Source organism: Bradyrhizobium sp. 14AA (assembly GCF_054185205.1).
In genome coordinates this window covers 22190-46356 of sequence record NZ_JAVAYM010000018.1, presented here as the reverse complement: position 1 = coordinate 46356, position 24167 = coordinate 22190, and the positions used below count along the sequence as shown (strand labels likewise).

General features: G+C 65.5%; 29 protein-coding genes. 19 read left to right on the top strand and 10 right to left on the bottom strand.

Features of this window, described 5'->3' with window-relative positions; genetic code table 11:
- The first annotated feature begins 70 nt into the window (after positions 1–70).
- Positions 71–352: a DUF3551 domain-containing protein gene (locus RAD15_RS27990; protein ID WP_458181445.1), complete on the top strand. Its 282-nt coding sequence runs from the start codon at positions 71–73 to the stop codon at positions 350–352.
- 30 nt (positions 353–382) lie between these two features.
- Complete coding sequence (locus RAD15_RS27985; RefSeq protein ID WP_458181444.1) at positions 383–643, top strand: DUF3551 domain-containing protein; 261 nt, start codon at positions 383–385, stop codon at positions 641–643.
- A 47-nt stretch (positions 644–690) separates the two neighbouring features.
- Here the strand turns inward: RAD15_RS27985 and RAD15_RS27980 are convergent, their stop codons facing one another.
- Positions 691–1419 carry an SGNH/GDSL hydrolase family protein gene (locus tag RAD15_RS27980; protein WP_458181443.1) on the bottom strand — a complete coding sequence of 243 codons (729 nt, stop codon included), beginning with the start codon at positions 1417–1419 and terminating at the stop codon, positions 691–693.
- 106 nt (positions 1420–1525) lie between these two features.
- Positions 1526–2506 carry a Bug family tripartite tricarboxylate transporter substrate binding protein gene (locus tag RAD15_RS27975; protein ID WP_458181442.1) on the bottom strand — a complete coding sequence of 327 codons (981 nt, stop codon included), beginning with the start codon at positions 2504–2506 and terminating at the stop codon, positions 1526–1528.
- A gap of 183 nt (positions 2507–2689) precedes the next feature.
- Here RAD15_RS27975 and RAD15_RS27970 point away from each other — a divergent pair, with 183 nt between their 5' ends.
- The 5 genes from RAD15_RS27970 to RAD15_RS27950 all read left to right on the top strand — a co-directional run bounded on the left by RAD15_RS27970 (position 2690) and on the right by RAD15_RS27950 (position 7312).
- A complete protein-coding gene (locus tag RAD15_RS27970) occupies positions 2690–4504 on the top strand; it encodes a long-chain-acyl-CoA synthetase (RefSeq protein WP_458181441.1) in 1815 nt (604 codons plus the stop codon).
- Between the two features lie 143 nt (positions 4505–4647).
- On the top strand, positions 4648–4893 hold the full coding sequence (locus tag RAD15_RS27965) for an acyl carrier protein (protein ID WP_015688794.1): 246 nt from the start codon (positions 4648–4650) through the stop codon (positions 4891–4893).
- Positions 4880–6262, top strand: coding sequence for a class I adenylate-forming enzyme family protein (locus tag RAD15_RS27960; protein WP_458181440.1), 1383 nt, complete (start codon positions 4880–4882; stop codon positions 6260–6262). Before RAD15_RS27965 ends, RAD15_RS27960 begins: the two co-directional genes overlap by 14 nt.
- Entirely contained in the window at positions 6255–6977 is a 723-nt protein-coding gene (locus RAD15_RS27955; RefSeq protein WP_458181439.1) for an SDR family NAD(P)-dependent oxidoreductase, read from the top strand. Before RAD15_RS27960 ends, RAD15_RS27955 begins: the two co-directional genes overlap by 8 nt.
- 128 nt (positions 6978–7105) lie before the next feature.
- Positions 7106–7312 (top strand): hypothetical protein, encoded by a 207-nt coding sequence (locus RAD15_RS27950; protein WP_458181438.1) that lies wholly within the window; start codon positions 7106–7108, stop codon positions 7310–7312.
- Positions 7313–7316: 4 nt separating this feature from the next.
- Here RAD15_RS27950 and RAD15_RS27945 read toward each other — a convergent pair whose 3' ends face one another.
- Positions 7317–7712 (bottom strand): hypothetical protein, encoded by a 396-nt coding sequence (locus RAD15_RS27945; protein ID WP_458181437.1) that lies wholly within the window; start codon positions 7710–7712, stop codon positions 7317–7319.
- A 201-nt stretch (positions 7713–7913) separates the two neighbouring features.
- Between RAD15_RS27945 and RAD15_RS27940 the strand changes: the two genes are divergently transcribed.
- A complete protein-coding gene (locus tag RAD15_RS27940; RefSeq protein WP_458181436.1) occupies positions 7914–9059 on the top strand; it encodes a DUF3095 domain-containing protein in 1146 nt (381 codons plus the stop codon).
- Positions 9060–9195: 136 nt separating this feature from the next.
- Here the strand turns inward: RAD15_RS27940 and RAD15_RS27935 are convergent, their stop codons facing one another.
- The 3 genes from RAD15_RS27935 to RAD15_RS27925 all read right to left on the bottom strand — a co-directional run bounded on the left by RAD15_RS27935 (position 9196) and on the right by RAD15_RS27925 (position 11738).
- Positions 9196–9630: a DUF2147 domain-containing protein gene (locus RAD15_RS27935; protein ID WP_458181435.1), complete on the bottom strand. Its 435-nt coding sequence runs from the start codon at positions 9628–9630 to the stop codon at positions 9196–9198.
- Positions 9631–9725: 95 nt separating this feature from the next.
- Positions 9726–11129 (bottom strand): MATE family efflux transporter, encoded by a 1404-nt coding sequence (locus RAD15_RS27930; RefSeq protein WP_458181434.1) that lies wholly within the window; start codon positions 11127–11129, stop codon positions 9726–9728.
- An 81-nt stretch (positions 11130–11210) separates the two neighbouring features.
- Positions 11211–11738, bottom strand: coding sequence for a GNAT family N-acetyltransferase (locus RAD15_RS27925; protein WP_458181433.1), 528 nt, complete (start codon positions 11736–11738; stop codon positions 11211–11213).
- Positions 11739–11984: 246 nt separating this feature from the next.
- Here RAD15_RS27925 and RAD15_RS27920 point away from each other — a divergent pair, with 246 nt between their 5' ends.
- From RAD15_RS27920 to RAD15_RS27870, 11 genes are all read left to right on the top strand, one after another.
- Positions 11985–12581, top strand: a complete 597-nt coding sequence (locus RAD15_RS27920) for a superoxide dismutase (protein WP_166082753.1) — start codon at positions 11985–11987, stop codon at positions 12579–12581.
- Between the two features lie 197 nt (positions 12582–12778).
- Complete coding sequence (locus RAD15_RS27915; protein WP_458181432.1) at positions 12779–13390, top strand: permease; 612 nt, start codon at positions 12779–12781, stop codon at positions 13388–13390.
- Positions 13387–13887 (top strand): hypothetical protein, encoded by a 501-nt coding sequence (locus RAD15_RS27910; protein ID WP_458181431.1) that lies wholly within the window; start codon positions 13387–13389, stop codon positions 13885–13887. Before RAD15_RS27915 ends, RAD15_RS27910 begins: the two co-directional genes overlap by 4 nt.
- A gap of 43 nt (positions 13888–13930) precedes the next feature.
- Positions 13931–14161 carry a hypothetical protein gene (locus RAD15_RS27905; protein ID WP_458181430.1) on the top strand — a complete coding sequence of 77 codons (231 nt, stop codon included), beginning with the start codon at positions 13931–13933 and terminating at the stop codon, positions 14159–14161.
- Between the two features lie 2 nt (positions 14162–14163).
- The gene (locus RAD15_RS27900; protein WP_458181429.1) at positions 14164–14916 is read left to right on the top strand and encodes a metal ABC transporter ATP-binding protein; all 753 of its coding nucleotides are present in this window, start codon (positions 14164–14166) and stop codon (positions 14914–14916) included.
- Between the two features lie 6 nt (positions 14917–14922).
- Positions 14923–15792, top strand: a complete 870-nt coding sequence (locus tag RAD15_RS27895) for a metal ABC transporter permease (protein WP_458181428.1) — start codon at positions 14923–14925, stop codon at positions 15790–15792.
- A gap of 2 nt (positions 15793–15794) precedes the next feature.
- The gene (locus RAD15_RS27890; RefSeq protein WP_458181427.1) at positions 15795–16655 is read left to right on the top strand and encodes a metal ABC transporter substrate-binding protein; all 861 of its coding nucleotides are present in this window, start codon (positions 15795–15797) and stop codon (positions 16653–16655) included.
- A gap of 54 nt (positions 16656–16709) precedes the next feature.
- Positions 16710–17756 (top strand): CobW family GTP-binding protein, encoded by a 1047-nt coding sequence (locus RAD15_RS27885; RefSeq protein ID WP_458181426.1) that lies wholly within the window; start codon positions 16710–16712, stop codon positions 17754–17756.
- Positions 17756–18775 (top strand): WD40 repeat domain-containing protein, encoded by a 1020-nt coding sequence (locus RAD15_RS27880; protein ID WP_458181425.1) that lies wholly within the window; start codon positions 17756–17758, stop codon positions 18773–18775. Before RAD15_RS27885 ends, RAD15_RS27880 begins: the two co-directional genes overlap by 1 nt.
- Positions 18776–18805: 30 nt before the next feature.
- Positions 18806–19522: an MgtC/SapB family protein gene (locus tag RAD15_RS27875; protein ID WP_458181424.1), complete on the top strand. Its 717-nt coding sequence runs from the start codon at positions 18806–18808 to the stop codon at positions 19520–19522.
- A 101-nt stretch (positions 19523–19623) separates the two neighbouring features.
- Entirely contained in the window at positions 19624–19953 is a 330-nt protein-coding gene (locus tag RAD15_RS27870) for a hypothetical protein (protein WP_458181423.1), read from the top strand.
- Positions 19954–20130: 177 nt separating this feature from the next.
- Here RAD15_RS27870 and RAD15_RS27865 read toward each other — a convergent pair whose 3' ends face one another.
- From RAD15_RS27865 to RAD15_RS27850, 4 genes are all read right to left on the bottom strand, one after another.
- A complete protein-coding gene (locus RAD15_RS27865) occupies positions 20131–21573 on the bottom strand; it encodes a homospermidine synthase (protein WP_458181422.1) in 1443 nt (480 codons plus the stop codon).
- 67 nt (positions 21574–21640) lie between these two features.
- A complete protein-coding gene (locus RAD15_RS27860; RefSeq protein WP_458181421.1) occupies positions 21641–22030 on the bottom strand; it encodes a RidA family protein in 390 nt (129 codons plus the stop codon).
- 143 nt (positions 22031–22173) lie between these two features.
- Positions 22174–22761 (bottom strand): GNAT family N-acetyltransferase, encoded by a 588-nt coding sequence (locus RAD15_RS27855; RefSeq protein WP_458181420.1) that lies wholly within the window; start codon positions 22759–22761, stop codon positions 22174–22176.
- 132 nt (positions 22762–22893) lie between these two features.
- Entirely contained in the window at positions 22894–24036 is a 1143-nt protein-coding gene (locus RAD15_RS27850; RefSeq protein ID WP_458181419.1) for a type III PLP-dependent enzyme, read from the bottom strand.
- Between the last annotated feature and the right edge of the window lie 131 nt (positions 24037–24167).

Below are 24167 nucleotides of genomic sequence, written 5' to 3'. Positions count from 1 at the left end.
GCGTGGTGTTATGCCATAGGAATCCGTCGGCATCAGATCCGCCGACGTCACCGATTCGAGGATTAAGTCCATGCGTTTGCCGATCCTGACCCTTACCGCCATTGCCACGCTGTTCGTGGCGGCAGATGCCAGTGCGCAGACCTATGATCCGCGCTACCCGGTGTGCATGCACGTGTTTTCGCCCGGCGGCTGGGGTGGTGGCGGCGACTATTATGATTGCTCCTTCACCTCCATCCCGCAGTGCCGCGCCACGGCGTCGGGCCGCTCCGCGAGCTGCGACGTCAATCCCTACTACGCCTTCGACGAGCCGCCGCCGCCCCCGCGCAAGCGTCACAAGAAGCCGCAGTACTGACCCGCGCAGCGGTGTGCAGGAGCATCCGCCATGCGTAGCTCATTCGGCCTGGTTGTGACTGTCGGCGCGTTGGTCGCAGCCGCGCCGTCGCACGCGCAGACCTTTGATCCGCGCTATCCCGTCTGCATGCACGTCTATTCCGGTGCGAGCGGTGGCGGCGGAGAGTGGTACGACTGCTCCTTCACCTCGCTGCCGCAGTGCCGTGCCACGGCGACAGGCCGCGCCGCGACCTGCGATCTCAATCCGTATTATCCCGTCAACGCGCCGCTGCGCCACCGCAGAAACGGCTAGCGCGCCGGCCGCATTGCGCCGCGGCAATCCGACGGACCGTGCAGGGATCAGCTGCCGAGTGATTTTCCGGACGGCGGCACCTTGTTGACCGCGGCGACGATCGCATCGGTCAATTGCCAGGTCATCTTGTCCGTGGTCCAGTCGCTTGCGTGGAGCCTGGTGTCATCGCCGGGGTCGACCATGCGATCGAACGAAATCTTTGCGACATCGTGCCAGGCCTTCATCAAGGCGAAGCGGCGGAAGACGTTGACGCGCTTTGCATCCGCGATCTGGCCGATCGCCTCGACGATGGCCTCCGCCTTCTTGAGCTTGGCCGGTGTCAGCAACGCCGGCACATATTGCAGGTCCATCAGGATCACGTCGATTTCCTTGCTGGCGAGCAGCCGGTCAACGCCGTCACGGATGGCCTGAGTGGTGGCCTCGAACGACGGAGGATTCTGATCGGCGGGTTGCCACGCTGAGTTGGTGCCGACCTGCCAGATGACGAGATCTGGGTTCAGATCGAAGACATCATGGTCGAACCGCTTGAGCTCGGCGGGAGCCTCTTCGCCGCCGACGCCCCGGTTGATCACCTCGATCCCGGCATTTGGAAATCGTATCCGGAGGTCCGCGAGCAATCGTTGCGGATAGGGAGCGATGCCTCCTTCGCCTGCCGTCGTCGACGAACCGATCGCGACGACCCTGGCCTGTCCGCCCCTGACGCGGCCGGCAAAATGGGTCAGCGGCCGCCCGAACGGGATGGCCTGGACAGGAAACTCGAGGGGGTCGAGAGCCATGGGCCGTCTCCTTTTCGCAACCCTGACAACGCAGGGTAGAAAAGCATAGCCCGTTTGTCCGAGAGCGCCTAGCTTCGCGCGGCCGAAAGGCTTCGCCGCGAGATCGCTACTCCTTCTTGATCCCCGACAGCTCCACCACCTTGCGCCAGCGGTCGGTCTCCGCAGCGAGCATGCTGCCGAACTCGCCGGCGTTGCCGTGCAGCGGGATCGCGCCGAGCTCGGCGATGCGGGCCTTGATCTCGGCGTCGGACAACGCGGTGTCGATCTCGCGATTGAGCAGATCGACGATCTCGCGCGGCGTGTCGTGCGGAGCGCCGACGCCGTAGAACGACGATGTCTCGTAACCGGGCAGGGTGTCCGCGATCGGCGGCACGTCGGGCAGGATCTCCGAGCGCTCGCGCGTGGTGACGCCGAGCGCGCGCAGCTTGCCGGCGCGCGCCAGCTCGAATGACGAGGTGACGTTGTCGAACATGCCCTGGATCTGCCCGCTCATCACGTCAGTCAATCCAGGTGCGGAGCCGCGATAGGGCACGTGGGTGAACTGCACGCCGGCCATCGACTTGAACAGCTCGCCGGAGAGATGCAGCGAGGTGCCGATGCCGGAGGAGGCGACCGACATCTTGCCGGGTTGGGCCTTGGCGTAGGCAATGAAGTCGGCGACACTCTTCACCGGCAGATCGTTGTTGACGACCAGCACCAGCGGAATCCGCGCAACGCCCGCGACCGGCGCGATGCCCTTGGCGAAATCATACGGCAGTGCCGGGTCGAACGAGGCGTTGATCGCGTTCGCGGTCGAGGTCAGCAGCAGCGTGTAGCCGTCGGGGGCCGACGTGATGACCGCCTGTGTCCCGATGTTGCTGCCGGCACCGGGCTTGTTCTCGACGACAAAGGTCTGGCCGAGCCGGTCGGAGAGGCGCTGGCAGAGCAGCCGCGACAGCACGTCGGTGGCTCCGCCCGGCGCGTAGGGCACCACCCATTTCACGCTACGCGAGGGATAAGAGGGGTTGCCGAGGGCGAAAGCGCGCGGCGCGGCGAGCGCGGCTGCGGTACAGGCTGCGCCCTGGAGGAAATGTCGTCTGGTGATCATGATCTGCATCCCCGCTCTCGCGTTGCTATCGCAAGAATTGCGTGGCCGCGCACGCCGATCCCGCCGGCTTGGTAAAGGATGACTAGAGTTAATCGCGCACTAACGGGGTTTTACCTTGTCTCTTAACACCTGGGCAGGACGCGCGAGCTAAACTCGGGGAACCAGCAGACACGTTCCGAAAGAATGAACGGCATGACGACCGGTGTCATCGAGCAACCGAAAGCCGCGCGCGCACCCTCGGCTTCAAAGATCTGGCTGAAGGCGATCGAGCTGACCGCGCGGATCGAGACGCTGCCGGGCCGCCTGTTCGCCGACGTCATCGACGATTGGGCGCAGCGCCAGCCGGGCCGCGTCGCGCTGGTCGCAGGCGAAACAACTCTCGACTACGCAGGCCTGTCGAAACGGATCAACCGCTACGCGCGCTGGGCGCGCTCCGTTGGTGTGGCCAAGGGCGATACCGTCGCCCTGATCATGCCGAACGGCATCGACTATGTCGCGGCGTGGCTCGGCATCAGCCGGATCGGCGGCGTGGTGGCGCTGCTCAATACGAAACTTGTGGGACAGTCGCTTGCGCATTGCATCGACGTCGCAAAGCCCCTGCACATCATCGTCGCGCATGAGCTCGCGGAAGTGCTGGAGAGCGCGGCGCCGTATCTGAAGACGCAGGCCAAGGTTTGGACGAACGGGGATGCCCGCAGCGAGGATGCGATCGACGTTGCGCTTGCCGCCCTTGGTGACGGTCCGCTCTCGCCGGACGAGCATGGCGATGTCACCATCGACGATCGCGCGCTGCTGATCTACACGTCCGGCACCACCGGCCTGCCCAAAGCGGCAAGCATCAGCCACCGCCGCATCCTCAATTGGGGCTTCTGGTTCGCCGGTCTCACCGGCGCCACGCCGCAGGATCGTCTCTATGATTGCCTGCCGCTGTTTCATTCGGTCGGCGGCATCGTCGCGCCGTGCAGCATGCTCGCCGCCGGCGGCTCGGTGGTGATCGCCGACAAATTCTCGGCCTCGAATTTCTGGCCCGACATCGTGCGGCACGACTGCACGCTGTTTCAATATATCGGCGAGCTCTGCCGCTATCTGCTCAAGGCGCCGCCGTCGGAATACGAGAACCGGCATCGCCTGCGGCTGGTCTGCGGCAACGGCCTGCGCGGCGACATCTGGGAGGATTTCCAGGGCCGCTTTTCCATTCCGCGCATCCTCGAATTCTATGCGGCGACCGAAGGCAATTTTTCGCTGTTCAACGTCGAGGAGCAGCCGGGCGCAATCGGCCGCATCCCGCCGCTGCTTGCGCATCGTTTCCCGGCGAGCCTCGTCAAGCTCGATCCCGATAGCGGCGCGCCGCTGCGCAATGACGAGGGCTTTTGCATCGCCTGCGCTCGCGGCGAGTCGGGGGAAGCGATCGGCCGCATTGGCAGCGCGGATCAGGGCGGTGGCCGTTTCGAGGGTTACACGGATGTCGGCGAGACCGAGAAGAAGATCCTGCGCGACGTCTTCGCCAAGGGCGATGCCTGGTTTCGCACCGGCGATCTGATGCGGCTCGACGACAAGGGCTTTTTTCACTTCGTCGATCGCATCGGCGACACCTTCCGCTGGAAGGGTGAGAACGTCGCGACCTCGGAGGTCAACGACGCCGTGCGCGAGTTCACAGGGGTGATCGACGCCACCACCTATGGCGTCAGCATTCCCGAGGCCGACGGCCGCGCCGGCATGAGCGCCATCATGGTGAATGAGGGTTTTGACATCGAGGCGCTGCCTGCACATCTCGCGCGGCGCCTGCCGGCCTATGCCCGTCCCGTCTTCATCCGTATCTCGCGCGAACTCGACGCGACCGAGACGTTCAAGCAGAAGAAGGGCGACCTCGCGCGGGAAGGATTTGATCCGGGCACGATTTCCGAGCCGTTGTTCATGCTCGAGCCGAAGTCCGGCGCCTATGTCGCGGTCGATTCAGGTACGTATTCGCAGATCATCGACGGCTCGATCAGGCTGTAGCCCCGCCAAAATCCGCCAGATAGGTCCAATTTTATCTGAATTGTCCAAGAAGCCATTTACTTCTGTCGGGTAAACAAGCGGCCATGGCGAGGCGGTCATCAAGAGCCGCCGCAACACCAACGATAACGAAAAGCGAGCCAGCCATGTCGGTAAGGTCTAAGGTCATCGAAGCGATCCAGCAGATCGCCAAGGAGCAGCACGTCACGCTTCCCGCGCTGTCGGACGATCTGTCGCTGCACGAGACGGGTTTTGACTCGCTCGCCTTCGCAATTCTTGTCGCGCGTCTGGAAGACGAGACCGGCGTCGACCCCTTCACCATTTCCGAGGACGCAGCGTTCCCCGCCACCGTGGGCGATTTCGTGCGGGCCTACGAAAATGTCCCCGCGTGAGACCTTTGCGCTTCGCGACTATCTGAGCCCTGAGCTGACGGGTCGCACGCTGTCCGACGCGCGTGATAGCGTGTCGCTGACCGATATTCTGTCGCAGACGGTCCTTGGCGGCCGTCTGGGTGAATTGTCTGGCCGCTGCGTGCTGCTCAAGCTGTCCGACCAGCTCCGATCCGGCGTTGCCATGATCGAGCTCGACGGCATCGCCCTTCGCATGCTGCTGTGCCCGCCCGATCTCAATCCGGCGCATCTCGAGGCACTGATCGCCGATGCCGGCGTCGATGCCGTCGTCACTGACGAGCCCGATCGCTGGGCCGAGATGGGCGTGTCGCTCGTCGTCATCGCACAATTGCCGCTTCAAGCTGTCGCGCCGGCCAGGACCGAGCGCGCCACGGAATGGCTGATGCTCACCTCGGGCACCTCCGGCGTGCCCAAGATCGTCGGCCAGACGCTGGAAGCGCTGACCGGCGCCATCGTCGCCGAGGGCCCTGCGCGCGGACCCGCGCCGGTGTGGGCGACGTTCTACGACATCCGCCGCTATGGCGGCCTGCAAATCTTCCTCCGCGCCGTTCTCTCCGGCGGCTCCATGGTGCTGTCGGATCCGCATGAGGCGCTCGCCGACCACGTCACGCGGCTCAATGCGCGCGGCGTCTCGCACATCTCCGGCACGCCCTCGCACTGGCGCAAGCTCCTGATGAGCGGCTCGGCCGCGCAGTTCGCCCCTCGCTACGTCCGCCTCTCCGGCGAGATCGCCGACCAGGCGGTGCTCGATGGCCTGAAGGCGGCGTTCCCCGATTCGTCCGTCGGCCATGCCTATGCCTCCACCGAGGCCGGCGTCGGCTTCGCCGTCAATGACGGGCTGGAAGGTTTTCCGGCCGACTATCTCGGCAACCGCAACGGCGTCGAGATGAAGGTCGTCGACGGCTCGCTGCGCATCCGCTCGAGCCGCACCGCGCATGCCTATGTCGGCCGCAATGCCGCCGCGCTCACCGATGGCGACGGCTTCGTCGACAGCGGCGACATTGTCGAATTGCGCGGCGATCGCTATTATTTCGTCGGCCGCCGTGGTGGCATCATCAATATCGGTGGGCTGAAGGTTCACCCAGAGGAGATCGAGGCGGTGATCAACCGTCATCCCGACGTGCGGATGTCGCGGGCGAAATCGCGCAAGAGCCCGATCACCGGCGGCATCGTCGTCGCCGACGTGATCCTTGCCGACGGCACGGATCAGGCGCGGGCGAAGGAGATCCGGGACCAGATCCTGGATCTGTGCCGCGCCCAGCTCGCGTCCCACAAGGTGCCGGCGGTGATCCGTTTCGTCGAGACGCTCGACGTCACCCCGGCCGGCAAACTGGCGCGCACCGATGCATAATGTCCTCGTCACCGGCGGCAGCCGCGGTATTGGCCTTGCGATCGGCAGGCGCCTCGCCGGCGCCGGCTACAACGTGATCGCGGCGGCGCGGCGCGAGAGCGACGAGCTCAAGGCGGCCATCGCCGAGTCCGGCGGGCGCCTGCATTTCCGCGCCTGCGATCTCGCCGTGATCGACGCGATTCCGGCCTTCGCAAAGCTCGTGCGCGACGAGTTCGGCCCGATCTACGGCCTCGTCAACAATGCCGGCCTCGGTACCGAAGGCCTGCTCGCCACCATGCACAATTCGGAGATCGAGGCGCTGGTGCAGCTCAACGTGCTGTCGCCGATCATCCTCACCAAATACGTCGCGCGGCAGATGATGGCGGACGGCGCCGGCCGCATCATCAACATCTCCTCCATCATCGCGACCACCGGCTATAACGGCCTGTCCGTTTACGGTGCGACCAAGGCCGCTGCCACCGGCTTCACCCGCTCGCTCGCGCGCGAGGTCGGCAAGCTCGGCATCACCGTGAATGCGATCGCGCCGGGCTTCATCGACACCGAGCTGACGCACAATCTCTCGGACGAGAGCCGCAAGCGCATTGCCGGGCGCAGCGCGCTGCGCCGCCTGCCGGAGACCGAGGACGTCGCGCGTATGGTCGAATATCTGCTCGGCGAGGGCGGCCGCAACGTCACCGGCACCGTGTTTACGATTGACGCCGGGAATACGGCGTAACCGGAACTCCGCCGCCACAATTGAGTTGATTCGGCGCAATGACATCCAGCCGGATTTGGTCGTATGATGCCCCGCAATCGATTGTGTTACGTCAATCGATCTGCCCTAATCGAAAAGGGGAGCAGTCGATGGCCACCTCGAACATGACCGCTTCAAACAAGGGCCGGACCGAGCAATCTCGTGTGAAGGACGACGTCCGCTGTCCGCCGATGTCGCATCAGAATTCCGGTGATCACGGCCACGAGATGTATCCGCAGCAATTCGTGCGCCTGGTCGGCTGTCACGATGCCCCCGCATCCGCGTTGCGCAAGCGTGAGGACGAGAAGCTGCACTAGCCACTCACGTCCGGTGCTTCGGCAAGTCAATCCGTTCGTGTGAGAATTCCGGCGGCCCCTCGGTGAGGCGGCGGATGCGGCGTTCGCGCTCGTCCACGGCCAATCCCGGATCCAGCAGCGCTTCGATCTGGTGCACCGCCAGCTCTTCGATCCTGGTCGCGTCCGATGCGACCGCGTGTGCCGACGTCAGTGCCGGGGGCGCGATCTTCAGGCCCAGCTCGATCAGCTGGCAGATCGCATCCGAACGGGTCAGGCGATGGGCTTCAGCCCAGGCATCGACGGCTGCGGTCAGTTTTTCAGGCATCTTCACCGCACTGACCGGGTCTAGCCCGGTGCGTCGGCGCACCGAAGCGGTGGAGTCCCTGTTGTCGGAGTCGGACACCTCGATCGCCCCATGCATCCTTCGGAATGACCAACGGTAGCCGTTCTCCCCGGCCGTTCACTTGATGTCGATCAATGATCCGCTGCGGCATTGCGGCGCGATCTTGTTGTCCGACCCCGTTTCGGCCAAAGATTGAAAGGGGGCGCCGGCCGGCGAACCCGGATCGATCCTGCCACGTATTTCTTTCGGACACGCGTCCCAACCATCCGGCATCTCCCGATGACATCTGGCGAATCCTTCTATGGCGGCATTCCGGTCTTTCGCGGCTTCACCAGCCTGATGGACCCTGCGCTCTATTCGCCGCTGCCGGACGCGTGGAGCATCGGGGTGGCCGACATCGTCGATTCCACCAAGGCGATCGCCGCGCAGCGCTACAAGGCGGTCAACATGGCCGGTGCCGCCGTGATCGCGGCGGTGACGAACGCATTGGAGGGACGCGAATTCCCCTTCGTGTTCGGCGGCGACGGCGCCAGTTTTGCGGTCGCGCCTGACGATCTTGCGGCTGCCCGCGAAGCGCTGGCCGCGACCGCGACCTGGGTGCGGGAAGATCTCGATCTGAAAATGCGCGTCGCGCTGGTGCCGGTGGGCGCGATCCGCGCGCAGGGGCTCGACGTGCGCGTCGCACGCTTCGGTCCGTCGGCGAACCTGTCCTATGCGATGTTCTCCGGCGGCGGGCTCGCCTTCGCCGACGCCGCGATGAAGCGCGGCGAGTTTGCGGTCGCGGAGGCGCCCGCCGGCACGCAGCCCGATCTGTCCGGCCTGTCGTGTCGCTTCGAGGTGATGCCGGCCGCACGCGGCCTGATCCTGTCGGTGCTGGTGATGCCGGCGCGCGGCGCCGATCCGCAGGCGTTCCGCAAGGTGATCGAGGACATCATCCATCTCGTCGAACGCAGTCCGGATGGTAGCCGCCCGGTGCCGCCGCAGGGGCCGCCCCTGAAATGGCCGCCGCAGGGGCTGGAATTCGAAGCCCGTACCAAGCGCGGCGGTCCGCTGCTTGCACGCCGCGCCAGCGTGCTCGCCTACACATTGTTCGTCTATCTGATCATGCGTTTCGACCTCAAGGTCGGCGGCTTCGTGCCCAATCTCTACAAGCGCCAGGTGGTCGAGAACTCCGACTTCAGGAAATATGACGACGGCCTGCGCATGATCCTCGACTGCACCAGCGAGCTCGAACGCGCCCTCAGCGATCGTCTCGCGACCGCTGCGCGCGACGGCGTCGTGCGCTACGGCCTCCACCAGCAGGACGCCGCCATGATGACCTGCTTCACGCCGTCGGCGCTGCGCAGCGATCACGTGCACTTCATCGACGGCGCGCGCGGCGGCTACGCCTCGGCGGCGACGGCGCTGAAGGCGATGATGGGGTAAAAGATTTTAGTGTCCCGGACGCGCTGCGGCACGCAGTGACGCTGCGCGGAGCCGGGACCCACACTGCGATGGGCCCCGGCTCTGCAGCGCACCACTTTGTGCTGCGCTGCGTCCGGGGCACGAGAGTTCGTCGATCTTATCGCCCCGCGCGCGTCCAGGTCTCGCCGCCGCAGAGCGCCCCGACGCAGCCTTCGACCCGCAGTGAGTCCGCGCCTGTTACGCTGACGCTGCTCGCATAGGTGCTGCCGTCGTCGGCATTGTAGATCTGGCCCGACCATTTGTTCGGCGCTGAGGGCTGCATGCCGCTGAACAGCGGCAGGCCGATCATGGGGCGCCTTGCGAGCGCGGCATTGGGATTCTTGCTGTCGGTGGCGGGCTGGCCGGTCGCGGTATCGTAGGGCTCGCGCAGCCAGACGATGTTGCCGCAGATGCCGCCGCCGCACTTGCTGATCTTCACGCGCGCATCGCCGGCCTGGGTCAGCCAGGTCCCGTCGGCGCTCTGCGCGTGGGCGGCAGTCGCGCCAAACAGTGCAGCCAGGATGACGATGAGAGCAGCGAATCTGGAAGTCATGGAGGGAGCCTCGAAAATGGAGGCGCCTCCATAGCAGCCCGGCAGGATAGTGCAACGCTGGATGGAATCACATTCCCGCGCTTATTTGCCTGCGCTCATTTGCCCCACTGCGCGAGCGCGACCGAGGCTGCGGTCAAGAGCCCGAACACGGCCATGGCGCCGCCGACCAGCGCGAACAACGTCCAGGCCGGCGCCTGCGCCATCATCAGGCCGACGCCGCCGATCGCGACGATCAGAAGCCGCGCCGTGGAGGCGAGCACGGGGCCGCCGACGCGGGCCGCGCCCTGCGAGGAGAAGTACAGCGACACGCCGATGCCGAAGAACGCGAAAGCCGGTCCGGCCCAGTGGAAATAGCTGTGCGCGGCGGCGGTGACGCCGGGATCGCGCGTGAACAGCGACACCCACAGCGCGGGATCGAGCGCAACGACGAGTCCGATCGTGCCGACGGTGAGGCCCGAGGCCGCCGCTGCCGTCCACGCCACGCGCCGTGCGCGCGCGACATGCCCGGCGCCCATCGCCAAGCCGACCATCGGCACCGAGGCGATGCCGAAGGCGAAGGTGATCGGGATCAGCAGAAATTCCAGCCGCGAGCCGATACCGTAGCCGGCGAGCATCTCGGTGCCGAAGGTCGCGAGGATCTTCGTGAAGATCAGGATGGTGAGCACGGTCTGCAGCGGCGATAGGCAGGCGACCGCGCCCACTTTGAGAATGTCCAGGAACATCGCGCGCTCGAAATGGAAAGCGCGGAAATCCAGCGGCAGCCGGCTGCGGCCGGACAGGAGATACCAGAGAAAGAAGATCGCGGCGCAGGTGAAGGCGATCAGCTGGCCGGCGGCGACACCGGGCATACCGAATTGCGGCACGCCGAACAGGCCGAGCCCCAGCGTGCCGCCGAGTGCGATCTGGAGCACGCTCGCCCCGATCAGCGTCATCGAGGGCAGGCGCATGTCGCCGGTGCCGCGGATCACCGAGGCCAGCGTGTTGACGAGCCAGATCGCGACCGCGCCGGAGAACAGCACCTGTGAATAGCCGCTGGCCTCCTCGAGCACGCGCTCGCGGCCGCCGAGCAGCGTGAAGAACGAGCGGCCGAAGACCAGCATCATCACCGTGAAGAACAGTCCGCCGCAGAGACCGATGATGGCGGCATGCAGTGCCAGCGTCGCGGCGCGGTCGCGGTCATTTGCGCCGAGCGCCCGGCTGATCGCGGACGACACGCCACCGCCCATCGCGCCCGCGCTCATCATCTGCGTCAGCATCGCGAACGGAAACACCAGCGCGATGGCAGCCAGCGGGACGGTGCCGAGTCGGCCGATATAGGAGGTCTCGGCGATCGCAACCAGCGTGCTTCCGACCATCGCGATCATGTTGGGGATCGCGAGCCGCAGCAGCGTCGGCAGGATCGGCGCCGTCAGCAGGCTGGCGATGGGGAAGGCGACCGGGGCACGCGCGGCGGCCGGGGCACGCGGCGGGGCGGCGTCTATCGGGGCGTCGATCGTCATGTTCACCGGGCGGAATATTGAATGATGACCGACATGTTATAGGGCGCGTTGGGCCCGCGCCAGCCGCGCCTCACGCAGGGCTCACCAGGGCAAGCCGCAGAGGTCGATGGTGCCGAGCGTCGGCGCACGAACGATGTCGAAGACGTAGGGCGCCATGTGGGTGAAGCGAATCCGTCCCTCCGGCTGCTCGCAATAGACCTCGCCCGTGAAGGGGCGCCATTTGCGGGCCTCGTAGAACGCGGCATTGTGCGGCTCGCAGAACAGCAGCGCGAAGCGGACAGCCTCGTTGGCGCGCATGGTGTGCACCGCCGCGTCGATTGCCATGGTCGCATAGCCGCGGCCGCGCCGGTCCTCGCGCGTGCAGACCCCGCCGATGCCGCCGATATGCGCCTTCTGTCCGTTCCAGGTGATGGTGCGGAAGTAGATGCCGACATGGCAGACGAGGCCGTCCTCGGGCGTCTCGATCAGCACGCGAAGTTGGGCGTTATCCCATTTGACGTGAGCCCAGGGCTTGTCCGCGACGATATGTGGTCCCCAGACCGCCTGATGCAGCGGCTCGGCGATCGGCCACGAGGCATCGCCGTTCAAGATGTCGATCTCGATGCTCATTGCCTGTCCTTCGCATGTTCGGTTCGCGGTGCATTCGTTCTGCCATAAGCACTTCAAAGGCAATGATATTTTGCGTCGAGCCATCAAGCCTGCTCGAATGTCCGCGTGCTGTGACGATTTTATGCAATCGGTCCCGGCGTCCGCATCACGCGTTTTCGCAAATTCAGAGGTATTTAATGGCCGAGGAACCTTCTATAAGGGGTGACCGTTAGAACACGTTCCCCACCCAGTTGCGGACAAGAACCCATGACCTTCACGCTGCCCCCACTCCCTTACGCCTATGACGCCCTCGGCCAGTTCATGTCGAAGGAGACGCTCGAATTCCACCACGACAAGCATCATCAGGCCTACGTCACCAACGGCAACAACGCGCTCAAGGGCACCGAATGGGAAGGCAAGTCCCTTGAGGAGATCGTCAAGGGCTCGTTCGGCAAGAACCCCGCGGTGTTCAACAATGCCGGCCAGCACTACAACCACATCCACTTCTGGAGCTGGATGAAGCCCAATGGCGGCGGCACCAAGCTGCCGGGCAAGCTCGAGAAGAAGATCAACGAGGACCTCGGCGGCTTCGAGAAGTTCAAGACCGACTTCCAGGCGGCCGGTGTCGGCCAGTTCGGCTCCGGCTGGGCCTGGCTCCAGGTCAAGAACGGCAAGCTCGAGATCTCCAAGACCCCGAACGGCGAGAATCCGCTGGTGCACGGCGCCACCCCGATCCTCGGCGTCGACGTCTGGGAGCACTCCTACTACATCGACTACCGCAACCGCCGCCCCGACTATCTCAAGGCGTTCGTCGAGAACCTCGTGAACTGGGAATACGTCGAGTCCCTGTTCGACAAGGCGTAAGCCAACGCGTCTTCAGGGCTCGGCTTCGCCGCCCCGGAATGACAGAAACGAAAAGGCGGTCGCCCGCGCGTCCGCCTTTTTGCTGTGCGGAATTGCCCTGCGTGGCGCGCGCACGGGTCTGTCATCGTACCGTTTGCATCGTGTGGACTGCGCCCTTAATCAGGATCGAGCATCACCCTCGATCCGATCCACACCCGTTGTCAGAACCTTCCCCGAACAAGCCGGCGCCTGCCGAGGACGTGGAGTCCGAACCGCGGCCTGGACGCGTGCGCAAGCCGATCGGCTGGTCGACGATCATCATCGCGGCCCTGGTGGCGGTGAGCGCAGCCTTGGTGTGGCGGCGTGACGGCACCGACGGCGTTCTCGACATCCTCACCCACGATCTCTCGCTGTTCGGCGGCATCCTGCCGCGCGTGCTGGCCGGCTGCCTGCTCGGCGCCTTCATCTCGGAAATCCTGCCGCACGAAAAAGTCTCGCGCTCGCTCGGGCCGAAATCCGGCCTGATGGGCCTTCTGATCGGCACCGCCTTCGGCGCGATCCTGCCGGGCGGGCCCTTCACGGCTTATCCCGTGGCGAGCGCGCTGCTCGCGGTCGGCGCCGATTTCGGCGCCACCATCGCCATGGTCGTGAGCTGGACGCTGATCGGCTATGGCCGGGCGGTGACCTGGGAAATCCCGATCATGGGCACCGATTTCACGCTGTGGCGGATCCTGATCTCGCTGCCGCTGCCGGTGCTCGCCGGCGCGCTCGGCCGCTTCGTCTACGTCCGGCTCTATCCGAAGCGCGAAAGCGACGAGGACGCGAATTGAGCGCGGCACTCCTCATCGACATCCTGCTGTGGGGCTCGGTGTTCGGCGTCGGCCTGATTGCCTTCCGCCGTGGCCCTCCGGTGTTCAAGGCCTCGCTGCGCGAAGGCTCGATGGACTTCATCAACATCGTGCCGCGGATCGCGCTCGGCGTGATCGGCTCCGGCTACATCGCCGCCATCATCCCGCAGGAGGTGATCACCGGCTGGCTCGGTCCCGACAGCGGCTGGCTGGGGGTCGCAAGCGCCGTGATTGCCGGCGCGGCCACGCCCGGCGGACCGGTGATCGGCTTCTCCATCGGCACGGTGGCGCTGAAGTCCGGCGGCGGGGTGCCGCAGGTGGTCGCCTACGTCGTCGCCTGGGCCCTGTTCGCCTTCCAGCGGGTGATCTTGTGGGAAATCCCGTTCATGCCGGCCCGTTTCGTCTGGTTCCGCTGCGCGGTGTCGGTGCCGTTCCCCTTCGTCGCCGCCGCCATCGCGATGGTGATCGGCAAGCCCTGAGGTGCCGTGGACAGGGGTAATGTTATAATATAACGTCCTCGGCATGGTTCCCGCCGCGTCCCACGTCCATCATCACGACCATGCTCATGGCCATTCCCACGACCATTCGCACGGGCACGACCACACCCACGCCCATGTCCACGATGCGGCCTCGCCGCATCCGGCCCAGGCGGCGCCCTGGTCGATCCTGCGCATGACCATGGCCGGCCGCCTTGCGGCTGCAGTGGCCGTCTGCGCCCTGCTCTGGGCCGTGGTCTTCCTGGCGATGAGGTGAGGATGGCGGCGCTGCACTTTCACAACGTCACGCTCGGCTATGACCGGCATCCGGCCGTGCACCATCTCAATGGTGAGGTCGCGCCCGGCGCGTTGGTCGCCGTGATCGGCCCGAACGGTGCCGGCAAGTCGACGCTGCTGCGCGGCATTGTCGGAATCCTCAGGCCGCTCGACGGCAGCATCCATCTCGGCGGCCTCGATAGCCGCGATATCGCCTATCTGCCGCAGAGCGCGGAGATCGACCGCAGCTTCCCGATCTCGGTGTTCGATTTCGTCGGCACCGGGCTGTGGCGCGGGACCGGCCTGTTCGGCGGCATCGGCAAGGCCGCGCGCGACAAAATCCTCCGCGCGATTGCGTCCGTTGGCCTCAACGGTTTCGAGAACCGGCCGATCGGCACGCTCTCCGGCGGGCAGATGCAGCGCGTGCTGTTCGCGCGCGTGCTGCTCCAGGATGCGCGCCTGATCGTGCTCGACGAGCCCTTCAACGCCATCGACAGCAAGACCACGACTGACCTGCTCGCGCTGGTGAAGCACTGGCACGGCGAGGGCCGCACCGTGCTCGCCGCGCTGCACGACATGGAGATGGTGCGCAACCATTTCAGCGAGACGCTGGTGCTGGCGCGCGGCCCGGTGGCGTGGGGGCCGACGGCGGAGGTGCTGACGCCGGAGAACCTGATGGTCGCGATGCGGATGTGCGAAGCCTTCGACGACAGTGCTACGGCCTGCGCCGAGGATGGACGCTCGCAGGCGGCGTGACATCCCATGATCCATGACGTTCTGATCGGCCCATTCACCGAATTCGAGTTCATGCGGCGCGCGCTCGCAGCGGTCGTCGCACTGTCGCTCGCAGGCGCGCCGATCGGCGTGTTCCTGATGCTGCGGCGGATGAGCCTCGTCGGCGATGCCATGGCGCATGCGATCCTCCCGGGCGCCGCGGTCGGCTTCCTGCTCTCCGGCCTCAATCTGTTCGCGATGACTGCCGGCGGGCTGATCGCAGGCTTTGCGGTCGCGATTTTGGCCGGCGTCGTCGCCCGCTCGACCGGGCTGAAGGAGGACGCTTCGCTTGCGACCTTCTATCTCGCCTCGCTGGCGCTCGGCGTCACCATCGTCTCGATCAAGGGCACCAATATCGATCTGCTCCACGTGCTGTTCGGCAACATCCTCGCGATGGACGACCAGACCCTGCTGGTGGTCGCCTTCAACGCCACGGTGACGCTGCTCGTGCTCGCCGTGATCTACCGGCCGCTGGTGATCGAGAGCGTCGATCCCTTGTTTTTGCGCACGGTCAGCCGCGCCGGCGGCCCCGCGCATCTCGCTTTCCTCGCGCTGGTCGTCATCAACCTCGTCAACGGCTTTCAGGCGCTCGGCACCTTGCTCGCGGTCGGCCTGATGATCCTGCCGGCCGGCATCGCGCGGTTCTGGTCGCGCGATCTCACCGCCATGATCTGCATTGCCGTGATCGCCGCTGCAGTCTCGGGTTATGCGGGCCTCGTGCTCTCGTTCCAGACCCGCGTGCCGTCGGGCCCTGCGATCATCCTGGTCGCGACGGTGATCTATATCGTCTCCGTCCTGTTCGGCCGCGTCGGCGGGATCGTCCGGCAGCTGTTTCCCGGCCGGCATCTGGAAGCGTGACGATGCGCTTTCTGCTCCTTGCCTTGCTGCTGATCGCCTCGCCGCTGCATGCGGCCGAACCGCTCAAGGTCGTCGCGAGCTTCTCGATCCTCTCCGACTTCGTCCGCAATGTCGGCGGCGACCGCATCAATCTGACGACGCTGGTCGGCCCCGACAGCGATGTCCACGTCTACACGCCGGCGCCGGGCGATGCGAAGCGGATCGCGGAGGCAAAGCTCGTCATCGTCAACGGGCTTGGGCTGGAGGGCTGGCTGCCACGCCTCGTGCAGTCCGCGGGCAGCAAGGCGCAGGTCGTCACCGCAAGCGCCGGCATCACGCCCCTCAAGCTCGGTTCAGCCGCCGATCCGCACGCCTGGCAGTCCGTGCCGAATGCCGGGATCTACGTGACCGACATCGCCAATGCGCTCGCAGGCGCCCGTCCTGATGACGCGGAGTACTTCCGCGGCCAGGCAAAAGCCTATCTGGAAAAGCTCGAAGCCCTCGACCGCGAGGTCCGGGAGGGCGTCGCAAAAATCCCGCCCGAGCGGCGCAAGGTGATCTCGACCCATGACGCCTTTGGCTATTTTGCCGCCGAATATGGCATCCAGTTCGTCGCCCCCCTGGGCGTCTCCACCGAAACCGAGCCCAGCGCGCGGGACATCGCCGCCATTATCGGCCAGATCAAGGCCCAGAAAATCCCGGCGGTATTTCTGGAAAATATTAGCGATGACCGGCTGATCCGGCGGATCGCCGCCGAGACCGGCGCAAAGGTCGGCGGGACCCTGATTTCGGACGGTTTGACCGGCGAAAAGGGGCCTGCACCCACTTACATTGACATGGTCAGGCACAATATAAAGGCCCTGACCAGTGCGCTTGACCATTAGGGCAGGGGCCACCCCGCCTCGCGTCGCGCGAAAAAGCCCGACCTCGGAGTTGTTATGTCTGAAGCGCCCTCCCAGAAAATTCCCGTGACCGTGCTGACCGGCTATCTCGGTGCCGGCAAGACCACGCTGCTCAACCGCATCCTGTCGGAAAACCACGGCAAGAAATACGCCGTCATCGTCAACGAATTCGGCGAGATCGGCATCGACAACGACCTCATCATCGGCGCCGATGAGGAAGTGTTCGAGATGAACAATGGCTGCATCTGTTGCACCGTGCGTGGCGACCTCGTCCGCATCATGGACGGGTTGATGAAGCGCAAGGGCAAGTTCGACGCCATCATCGTCGAGACCACCGGCCTTGCCGATCCGGCGCCGGTTGCCCAGACCTTCTTCGTCGACGAGGACGTGCAGAAGAACGCGCGGCTCGACGCGGTCGTCACGGTTGCCGACGCCAAATGGCTGTCCGACCGGCTCAAGGACGCGCCCGAGGCCAAGAACCAGATCGCCTTTGCCGACGTCATCGTGCTGAACAAGACCGATCTCGTCACCAAGCCCGAGCTCGCCGAGGTCGAGGCCCGCATCCGCGGCATCAACCCCTATGCGAAGCTGCACCGCACCGAGCGCTGTTCGGTCGCGCTGGCCGACGTGCTCGATCGCGGCGCGTTCGACCTCGACCGCATCCTCGACATCGAGCCGGATTTTCTGGAGGCCGATGATCATGACCACGACCATGATCATCACCACCATGGCCACGACCATCATCACCATGATCACGGCCATGGCCTGAAGCACTACCACGACGAGGACATGCAGTCGCTCTCGCTCAAGACCGACAAGCCGCTAGATCCGAACGTGTTCATGCCCTGGCTCCAGAACCTGGTGCAGGTCGAGGGCGGCAAGATCCTGCGCTCCAAGGGCATCCTCGCCTTCCACGACGACGACGACCGCTATGTCTTCCAGGGTGTCCACATGATGCTGGAGGGCAACCACCAGCGGAAATGGAAGGACGGCGAACCGCGCGAGAGCCGCCTCGTCTTCATCGGCCGCGAATTGCCGGAAAAGGCAATTCGCGAGGGTTTTGAGAGCTGCATCGTCTCGTGATGAAAGAGTTTACGCCGGCCGCCGATTCCGCCTCGATCGTCTCCGTCACCGACCGCGTCAAGCCGGTCGCGCTGGGGATGGCCGTGACCTCAGTGCATTTCCTCGGGCCCCGCGCCGCCTTCGTCGGCGGTGAGGAAAATGTTGCATTCGTCGACGCTAAGGGTGAGATCAGCACGGTCGCCGTGCATAGCGGCGGCATTCTCTCGACCGCCACCGACGGCAAGCGCCTCGTCATGGGCGGCGACAATGGCAAGGTCGTCTCGCTCGACGCCAAGGGCGAGGTGACGTTGCTCGCCACCGATCCCAAGCGGCGCTGGATCGATGCGGTGGCGGTGCATTCGGATGGCGCGTTCGCCTGGTCGGCCGGCAAGATTGCGACCGTCAAGAGCGGCAAGGCCGAGGAGAAGTCGCTCGAGGTGCCCTCGACCGTCGGCGGTCTTGCGTTCGCGCCGAAGGGCCTGCGGCTCGCAATCGCCCATTACAACGGCGCGACGCTGTGGTTTCCGAACATGGAGGGATCGGCCGAATTCCTGCCCTGGGCCGGCTCGCATCACGCGGTCACCTTCAGCCCCGACAACAAATTCCTGGTCACCGCGATGCACGAACCGGCGCTGCATGGCTGGCGGCTCGCCGACAACAGGCACATGCGCATGACCGGCTATCCCGGCCGCGTCCGCTCGATGTCGTGGAGCGCGGGCGGCAAGGGCTTGGCGACCTCGGGCGCCGACACCGTCATCATATGGCCGTTCGGCAGCAAGGACGGCCCGATGGGCAAGGAGCCCGCGATGCTTGCGCCGCTCCAGGCGCGCGTGGCGGTGGTCGCCTGTCATCCCAAGAACGACATCCTCGCCGCCGGCTACAGCGACGGCACCGTGCTGATGGTGCGGCTGGAAGACGGCGCCGAGATCCTGGTCCGCCGCAACGGCACGCCGCCCGTGGCCGCGATCGCCTGGAACGCCAAGGGCACGCTACTGGCGTTTGCCGACGAAAATGGGGACGGCGGTCTGCTGGAGCTTTGATCTGTCATGGTTCCAGCCGTATAGGGGACCATGCGATTTCTGACGACCTTCCAGCTTGCTGACTTCCTCGACACGCTGGTCAGCCTGGCCACCGCCTTCGTGCTGGGCACGCTGATCGGCGCCGAGCGGCAGTATCGCCAGCGCACCGCGGGCCTGCGCACCAATGTGCTGGTCGCGGTCGGTGCTGCCGCCTTCGTCGATCTCGCCATGCACCTGACCGGCGCCGACGGCGCGGTGCGGGTGATCGCCTATGTCGTCTCCGGCATCGGCTTCCTGGGGGCCGGTGTCATCATGAAGCAGGGCATGGACGTGCGCGGGCTGAACACCGCAGCGACGCTGTGGGCTTCGGCCGCGGTCGGCTCCTGTGCCGGCGCCGATCTTGTCGCGCAGGCCGCGGTGCTGACCGTGTTCGTGATCGCCGGCAACACCATGCTGCGTCCGCTGGTCAATGCCATCAACCGCATCCCGCTGAACGAGAAGGCGCTGGAGGCGACCTATTATTTCAAGCTCGCGGTTGCGGTCGACGCGCTGCCTGATATGCGCGATCGCCTCGTCGACAAGCTCGAGGCCGCGAAATATCCGGTCGCCGATGTCGATGTGGTCGAGATCGGCGAGGACCTCCTGGAGATCGTCGCCAAGCTGGTCGCGACCGCGGTCGACCCGAACGAGCTGAACAATGTGGCGACCGATCTCCAGCATCTGCCGGGCGTGCGCCACGCGACGTGGGAAGTCAGCACGACGGAGTGAGCGCGGCGTTTTGGCGCGCAGGGGCCGGGTTCCCGCCTCGCCAGACGCGGAACTGCAAAGCGGCAATTTCGTTGATCCCGCGGACAAAGGCGGTGATCGACATGCCCGTTACCGACAAGCGCAGACTGAAATTCGATCTGATGATCGCCTGCTCGCTGTTCGCAGCAGGTGTCGTGGTGTCAGGCCTATCGCTGGCGCAAATTCGCGCCGAAAGCCGGATGCAGCTGGCGCAGGCGACGCAGCCGCTTCAGGGCTCGCCCTCCGACGATCAGGGCAAGACACCCGCGGAGTCGAAACCCGGCGGCGACCGGCCGACCACGCCGGCCCCCGAGCCGGCGCGGCCCGATCCGCAGACCCAGGGCGCGGCTACCAAGCCGGCACTGCCGCAGGCGCCCGCCGAGAAGATCGCGCCGCCGATTGAGAAGAAGTAGGCGGTCGCCGCGCTCTAGCATCGCACCCGGTGTCATCCCCCGCGAAGGCGGGGGATCCAGTATTCCAGAGACAGTGAGGCCAGAGCCGAGACGCCACGGCGTACTGGATGCCCCGGTCAAGCCGGGGCATGACAGTAGAGCAAGGGGCGCGACGCAGCGCGTCCCTTATCGCGCCCCTTACCGCACCAGAATATTCTTGAACTGCCAGGGATCGCTCGTGTCGATATCCTCCGGGAACAGGCCCGGACGATCCGTCAGCGGCGTCCAGTCGGTGTAGAAACCCTTCACCGGGCCGAGATAGGGCAGCTGGATTTCCAGCAGGCGATCGAAATCCATCTCGTCGGCTTCGACGATGCCTTCGTTCGGGTTCTCCAGCGCCCACACCATGCCGCCGAGCACGGCAGAGGTCACCTGCAGGCCGGTGGCGTTCTGATAGGGCGCGAGCTTGCGGGTCTCCTCGATGGAGAGCTGCGAGCCGTACCAATAGGCGTTGTTGTCGTGGCCGAACAGCAGCACGCCGAGTTCGTCGATGCCGTCGACGATTTCGTTCTCATCGAGGATGTGGTGCTTCTCCTGCATCTTGGCGGCGCGGCCGAACATCTCGTGCAGCGACAGCACGGCATCATCGGCCGGGTGATAGGCATAGTGGCAGGTCGGTCGGAAGATCGCCTTGCCCGATGCGTCGCGCACCGTGAAGTAATCGGCGATCGAGATCGACTCGTTGTGGGTGACGAGGAAGCCATATTGCGCGCCGCGGGTCGGGCACCAGGTGCGGACGCGCGTGTTGGCGCCGGGCTGCATCAGATAGATCGCTGCGCCGCAGCCGGCCTCGTGGGTCTTCGCATTCTCGGGCATCCATTTTTCATGGGTGCCCCAGCCGAGCTCGGACGGCTGCACGCCTTCGGACAGGAAACCTTCCACCGACCAGGTGTTGACGAAGACGTCAGGCTCTTTCGGTGTCTTGGAGCGCTGGGTGTCGCGTTCGGCGATGTGGATGCCCTTGATGCCGGCCTGCCGCATCAGGTCCGCCCATTCGGCCTTGGTCTTCGGCTTGGGGGCATTGAGCTTCAGATCGGCGGCGACGTTGAGCAGGGCCTGCTTGACGAAAAAGGAGACCATGCCGGGGTTGGCGCCGCAGCAGGAAACGGCCGTCGTCGAGCCCTTAGGCCGCGCCTTCTTGGCGGCCAGCGTCACCTCGCGCAGCGCGTAGTTGGAGCGCGCCTCCGGGCCCTTCGAGGAATCGAAATAGAAGCCGAGCCAGGGCTCGTTGACGGTGTCGATATAGAGAGCGCCGAGCTCGTTGCAGAGCTCCATGATGTCGGTCGAGCCGGTGTCGACCGAGAGATTGACGCAAAAACCCTGGCCGCCGCCCTCAGTGAGCAGCGGGGTCAGCAATTCGCGGTAATTGTCTTTTGTCACGGCCTTCTGGATGAAGCGCACATTGTGCTTCTCGCAATGCGCCTTGCGGCCCTCGTCCTTGGGATCGATCACGGTGACGCGCGACTTGTCGTAATCGAGATGCCGCTCGATCAGGGGCAAGGTGCCTTTGCCGATGGAGCCGAAGCCGACCATGACGATGGGACCGGTGATCTTCGCGTAGATCTGCGAGGCGGGGCTCATGGGATGGTTTCTCCGGAACGTGCTGGCGGATAAAGGGTGAGGGGTGGATCAGGCGCTGCGGCGCTTGTTAGACGCTGCGGCGCTTGGCGGTGACTTCGATCTCGACCTTCATCTCGGGCTTGTAGAGCGCCGAGACCGCGAGAAGCGTTGCTGCTGGCCGGATGTCGCCGAGGACTTCGCCGCAGACGGCGAAATGGGCGTCGGCGTCCTTGATGTCGGTGAGGTAGTAGGTCACGCGGACGATGTCGGCCATCTCGAAACCGCCCTCCTTCAGGGCCGCTTCGATGGTCTTGAAGCAGTTGCGTGACTGGCTCGTGACATCTGATGGCATCGTCATCGTCGCGTAGTCATAGCCGGTGGTTCCCGCGACGAAGGCGAACTCGCCGTCGATCACGGCGCGGCTGTAGCCGGCGGTCTTCTCGAACGGGGAGCCGGTGGAAATCAGGCGACGGGACATGTTCCTGGACCTCGACTGAAGGGGTGTTTGGCGGGGTTAAAGGGCGTTTCCGGGGCGCGCGCAACCCCAAAGGAGCATTAGCGCAGGCGCGGCCGGGCGTTGCCGCTTAACGCGGCTTGGGTCGTCGCCATCATGGCAATCCCTCAGGCCGCGTGCGCATGGAGGGCGCGAACTACCCTCCGTTTGGGCAGCGCCGCACCGGTCGGGACGATCATCCCCTCGGCGCCGTCCAGCGCGCCGCCGGTGAATTCGATCGCCAGCAGGCGGTCGCGCTCGAACGGGCCGGGCAGCGAGAGCCCAGCCGTCTTCTCGGCCGAGAAACCGAAGCGGGCATAATAGGGGGCATCGCCGAGCAGGATCACGGCGGCATGCCCGCGCGCCCGGGCGGCGGCCAGCGCTTGATGCATCAGCGCGGCGCCGATCCCGAGCTCGCGGCAGGCAGGATCGACCGCCAATGGTCCGAGGACCAGAGCGGGCCTGCCTCCGGCGCTGACATGCCACAGCCGCACGGTACCCACGAGCTTGCCCTCGCGCATCGCCGACAGGGCAAGGCCTGTGGCGGGCGCACGTCCGTCGCGCAGGCGCTGGCAGGTGCGGCCGTGGCGATTCTCGCCAAAGCAGGCATCTAGCAGCGCTTCACGCGTCGCGACGTCGGCAGCACGTTCGACGCGGATCGCGAACGGAGCGGCTTTCGAGGTGAGGGCGACTTGTGGCTTCCGAGGAGTGGTCATGGCACGTCAGTCCCCGCTTGAACCGGCGTGCGCGCAGCACGCCTGTCCAAGACGTCGTCAGATCGAAATGTCAGGGGAGGAGCCGGCAAGCCGGCTCCCGGGTTCGTCAGGCCTCAGAACGAGAGAGGCGGGTCAGATGTGGTACGTCTTGAGCGGCGGGATGCCGTTGAACGCCACAGCCGAGTAGGTCGATGTATAGGCCCCGGTGCCTTCGATCAGCAGCTTGTCGCCGATCTCGAGCGTGACGGGGAGCGGATACGGGCTCTTCTCGTACAGCACGTCGGCGCTGTCGCAGGTCGGACCTGCGAGCACGCACGGGGTCATGTCCGCGCCGTCATGCGGGGTGCGGATGGCGTAGCGGATCGACTCGTCCATCGTCTCGGCGAGACCGCCGAACTTGCCGATATCCAGGTACACCCAGCGCACCTCGTCCTCGTCGCTCTTCTTCGAGATGAGCACGACCTCGGATTCGATGATGCCGGCGTTGCCCACCATGCCGCGGCCCGGCTCGATGATGGTCTCCGGAATCTGGTTGCCGAAGTGCTTGCGCAGCGCGCGGAAGATCGAGCGGCCGTAGGTGACGACCGGCGGCACGTCCTTCAGGTACTTGGTCGGGAAGCCGCCGCCCATGTTGACCATGGACAGGTTGATGCCGCGCTCGGCGCAGTCGCGGAACACCTGCGAGGCCATCGCCAGTGCACGGTCCCACGCCTTCACCTTGCGCTGCTGCGAGCCGACATGGAAGGAGATGCCGCACGGCTCTAGGCCCAGGCGCTTGGCGAGGTCGAGCACGTCGACCGCCATCTCCGGGTCGCAGCCGAACTTGCGCGACAGCGGCCACTCGGCACCGGCGCAGTCGTAGAGGATGCGGCAGAACACCTTCGCAGCCGGGGCGGCGCGGGCGACCTTCTCGACCTCGGCGGCGCAGTCGACTGCGAACAGGCGAATGCCGAGCGCGAAGGCGCGCGCGATGTCGCGCTCCTTCTTGATCGTGTTGCCGAAGGAGATGCGATCGGGCGTCGCATCGGCGGCCAGCGCCATCTCGATCTCGGCGACCGTTGCGGTGTCGAAGCAGGAGCCCATGGAGGCGAGCAAGCTCAGCACTTCCGGCGCCGGGTTCGCCTTGACGGCATAGAACACGCGGCTGTCGGGCAGCGCCTTGGCGAAGGTCTGGTAATTGTCGCGCACGACCTCGAGGTCGACGACGAGGCACGGCTCGGTGTCGAGGCCATCCTTGCGGCGGTTGCGCAGGAATTCCTGGATACGTTCGGTCATGGCACTCTCCAACGGTCCCAGCGACGGGATCCGCATCAACGTGACGTCGGATAAGAGCCCTCCGGCCACATCGCGCGATGGAGGCGCGTCGAGGCCAAAAACTCAAACCAGACTGTGCTGCCGTGGATTGG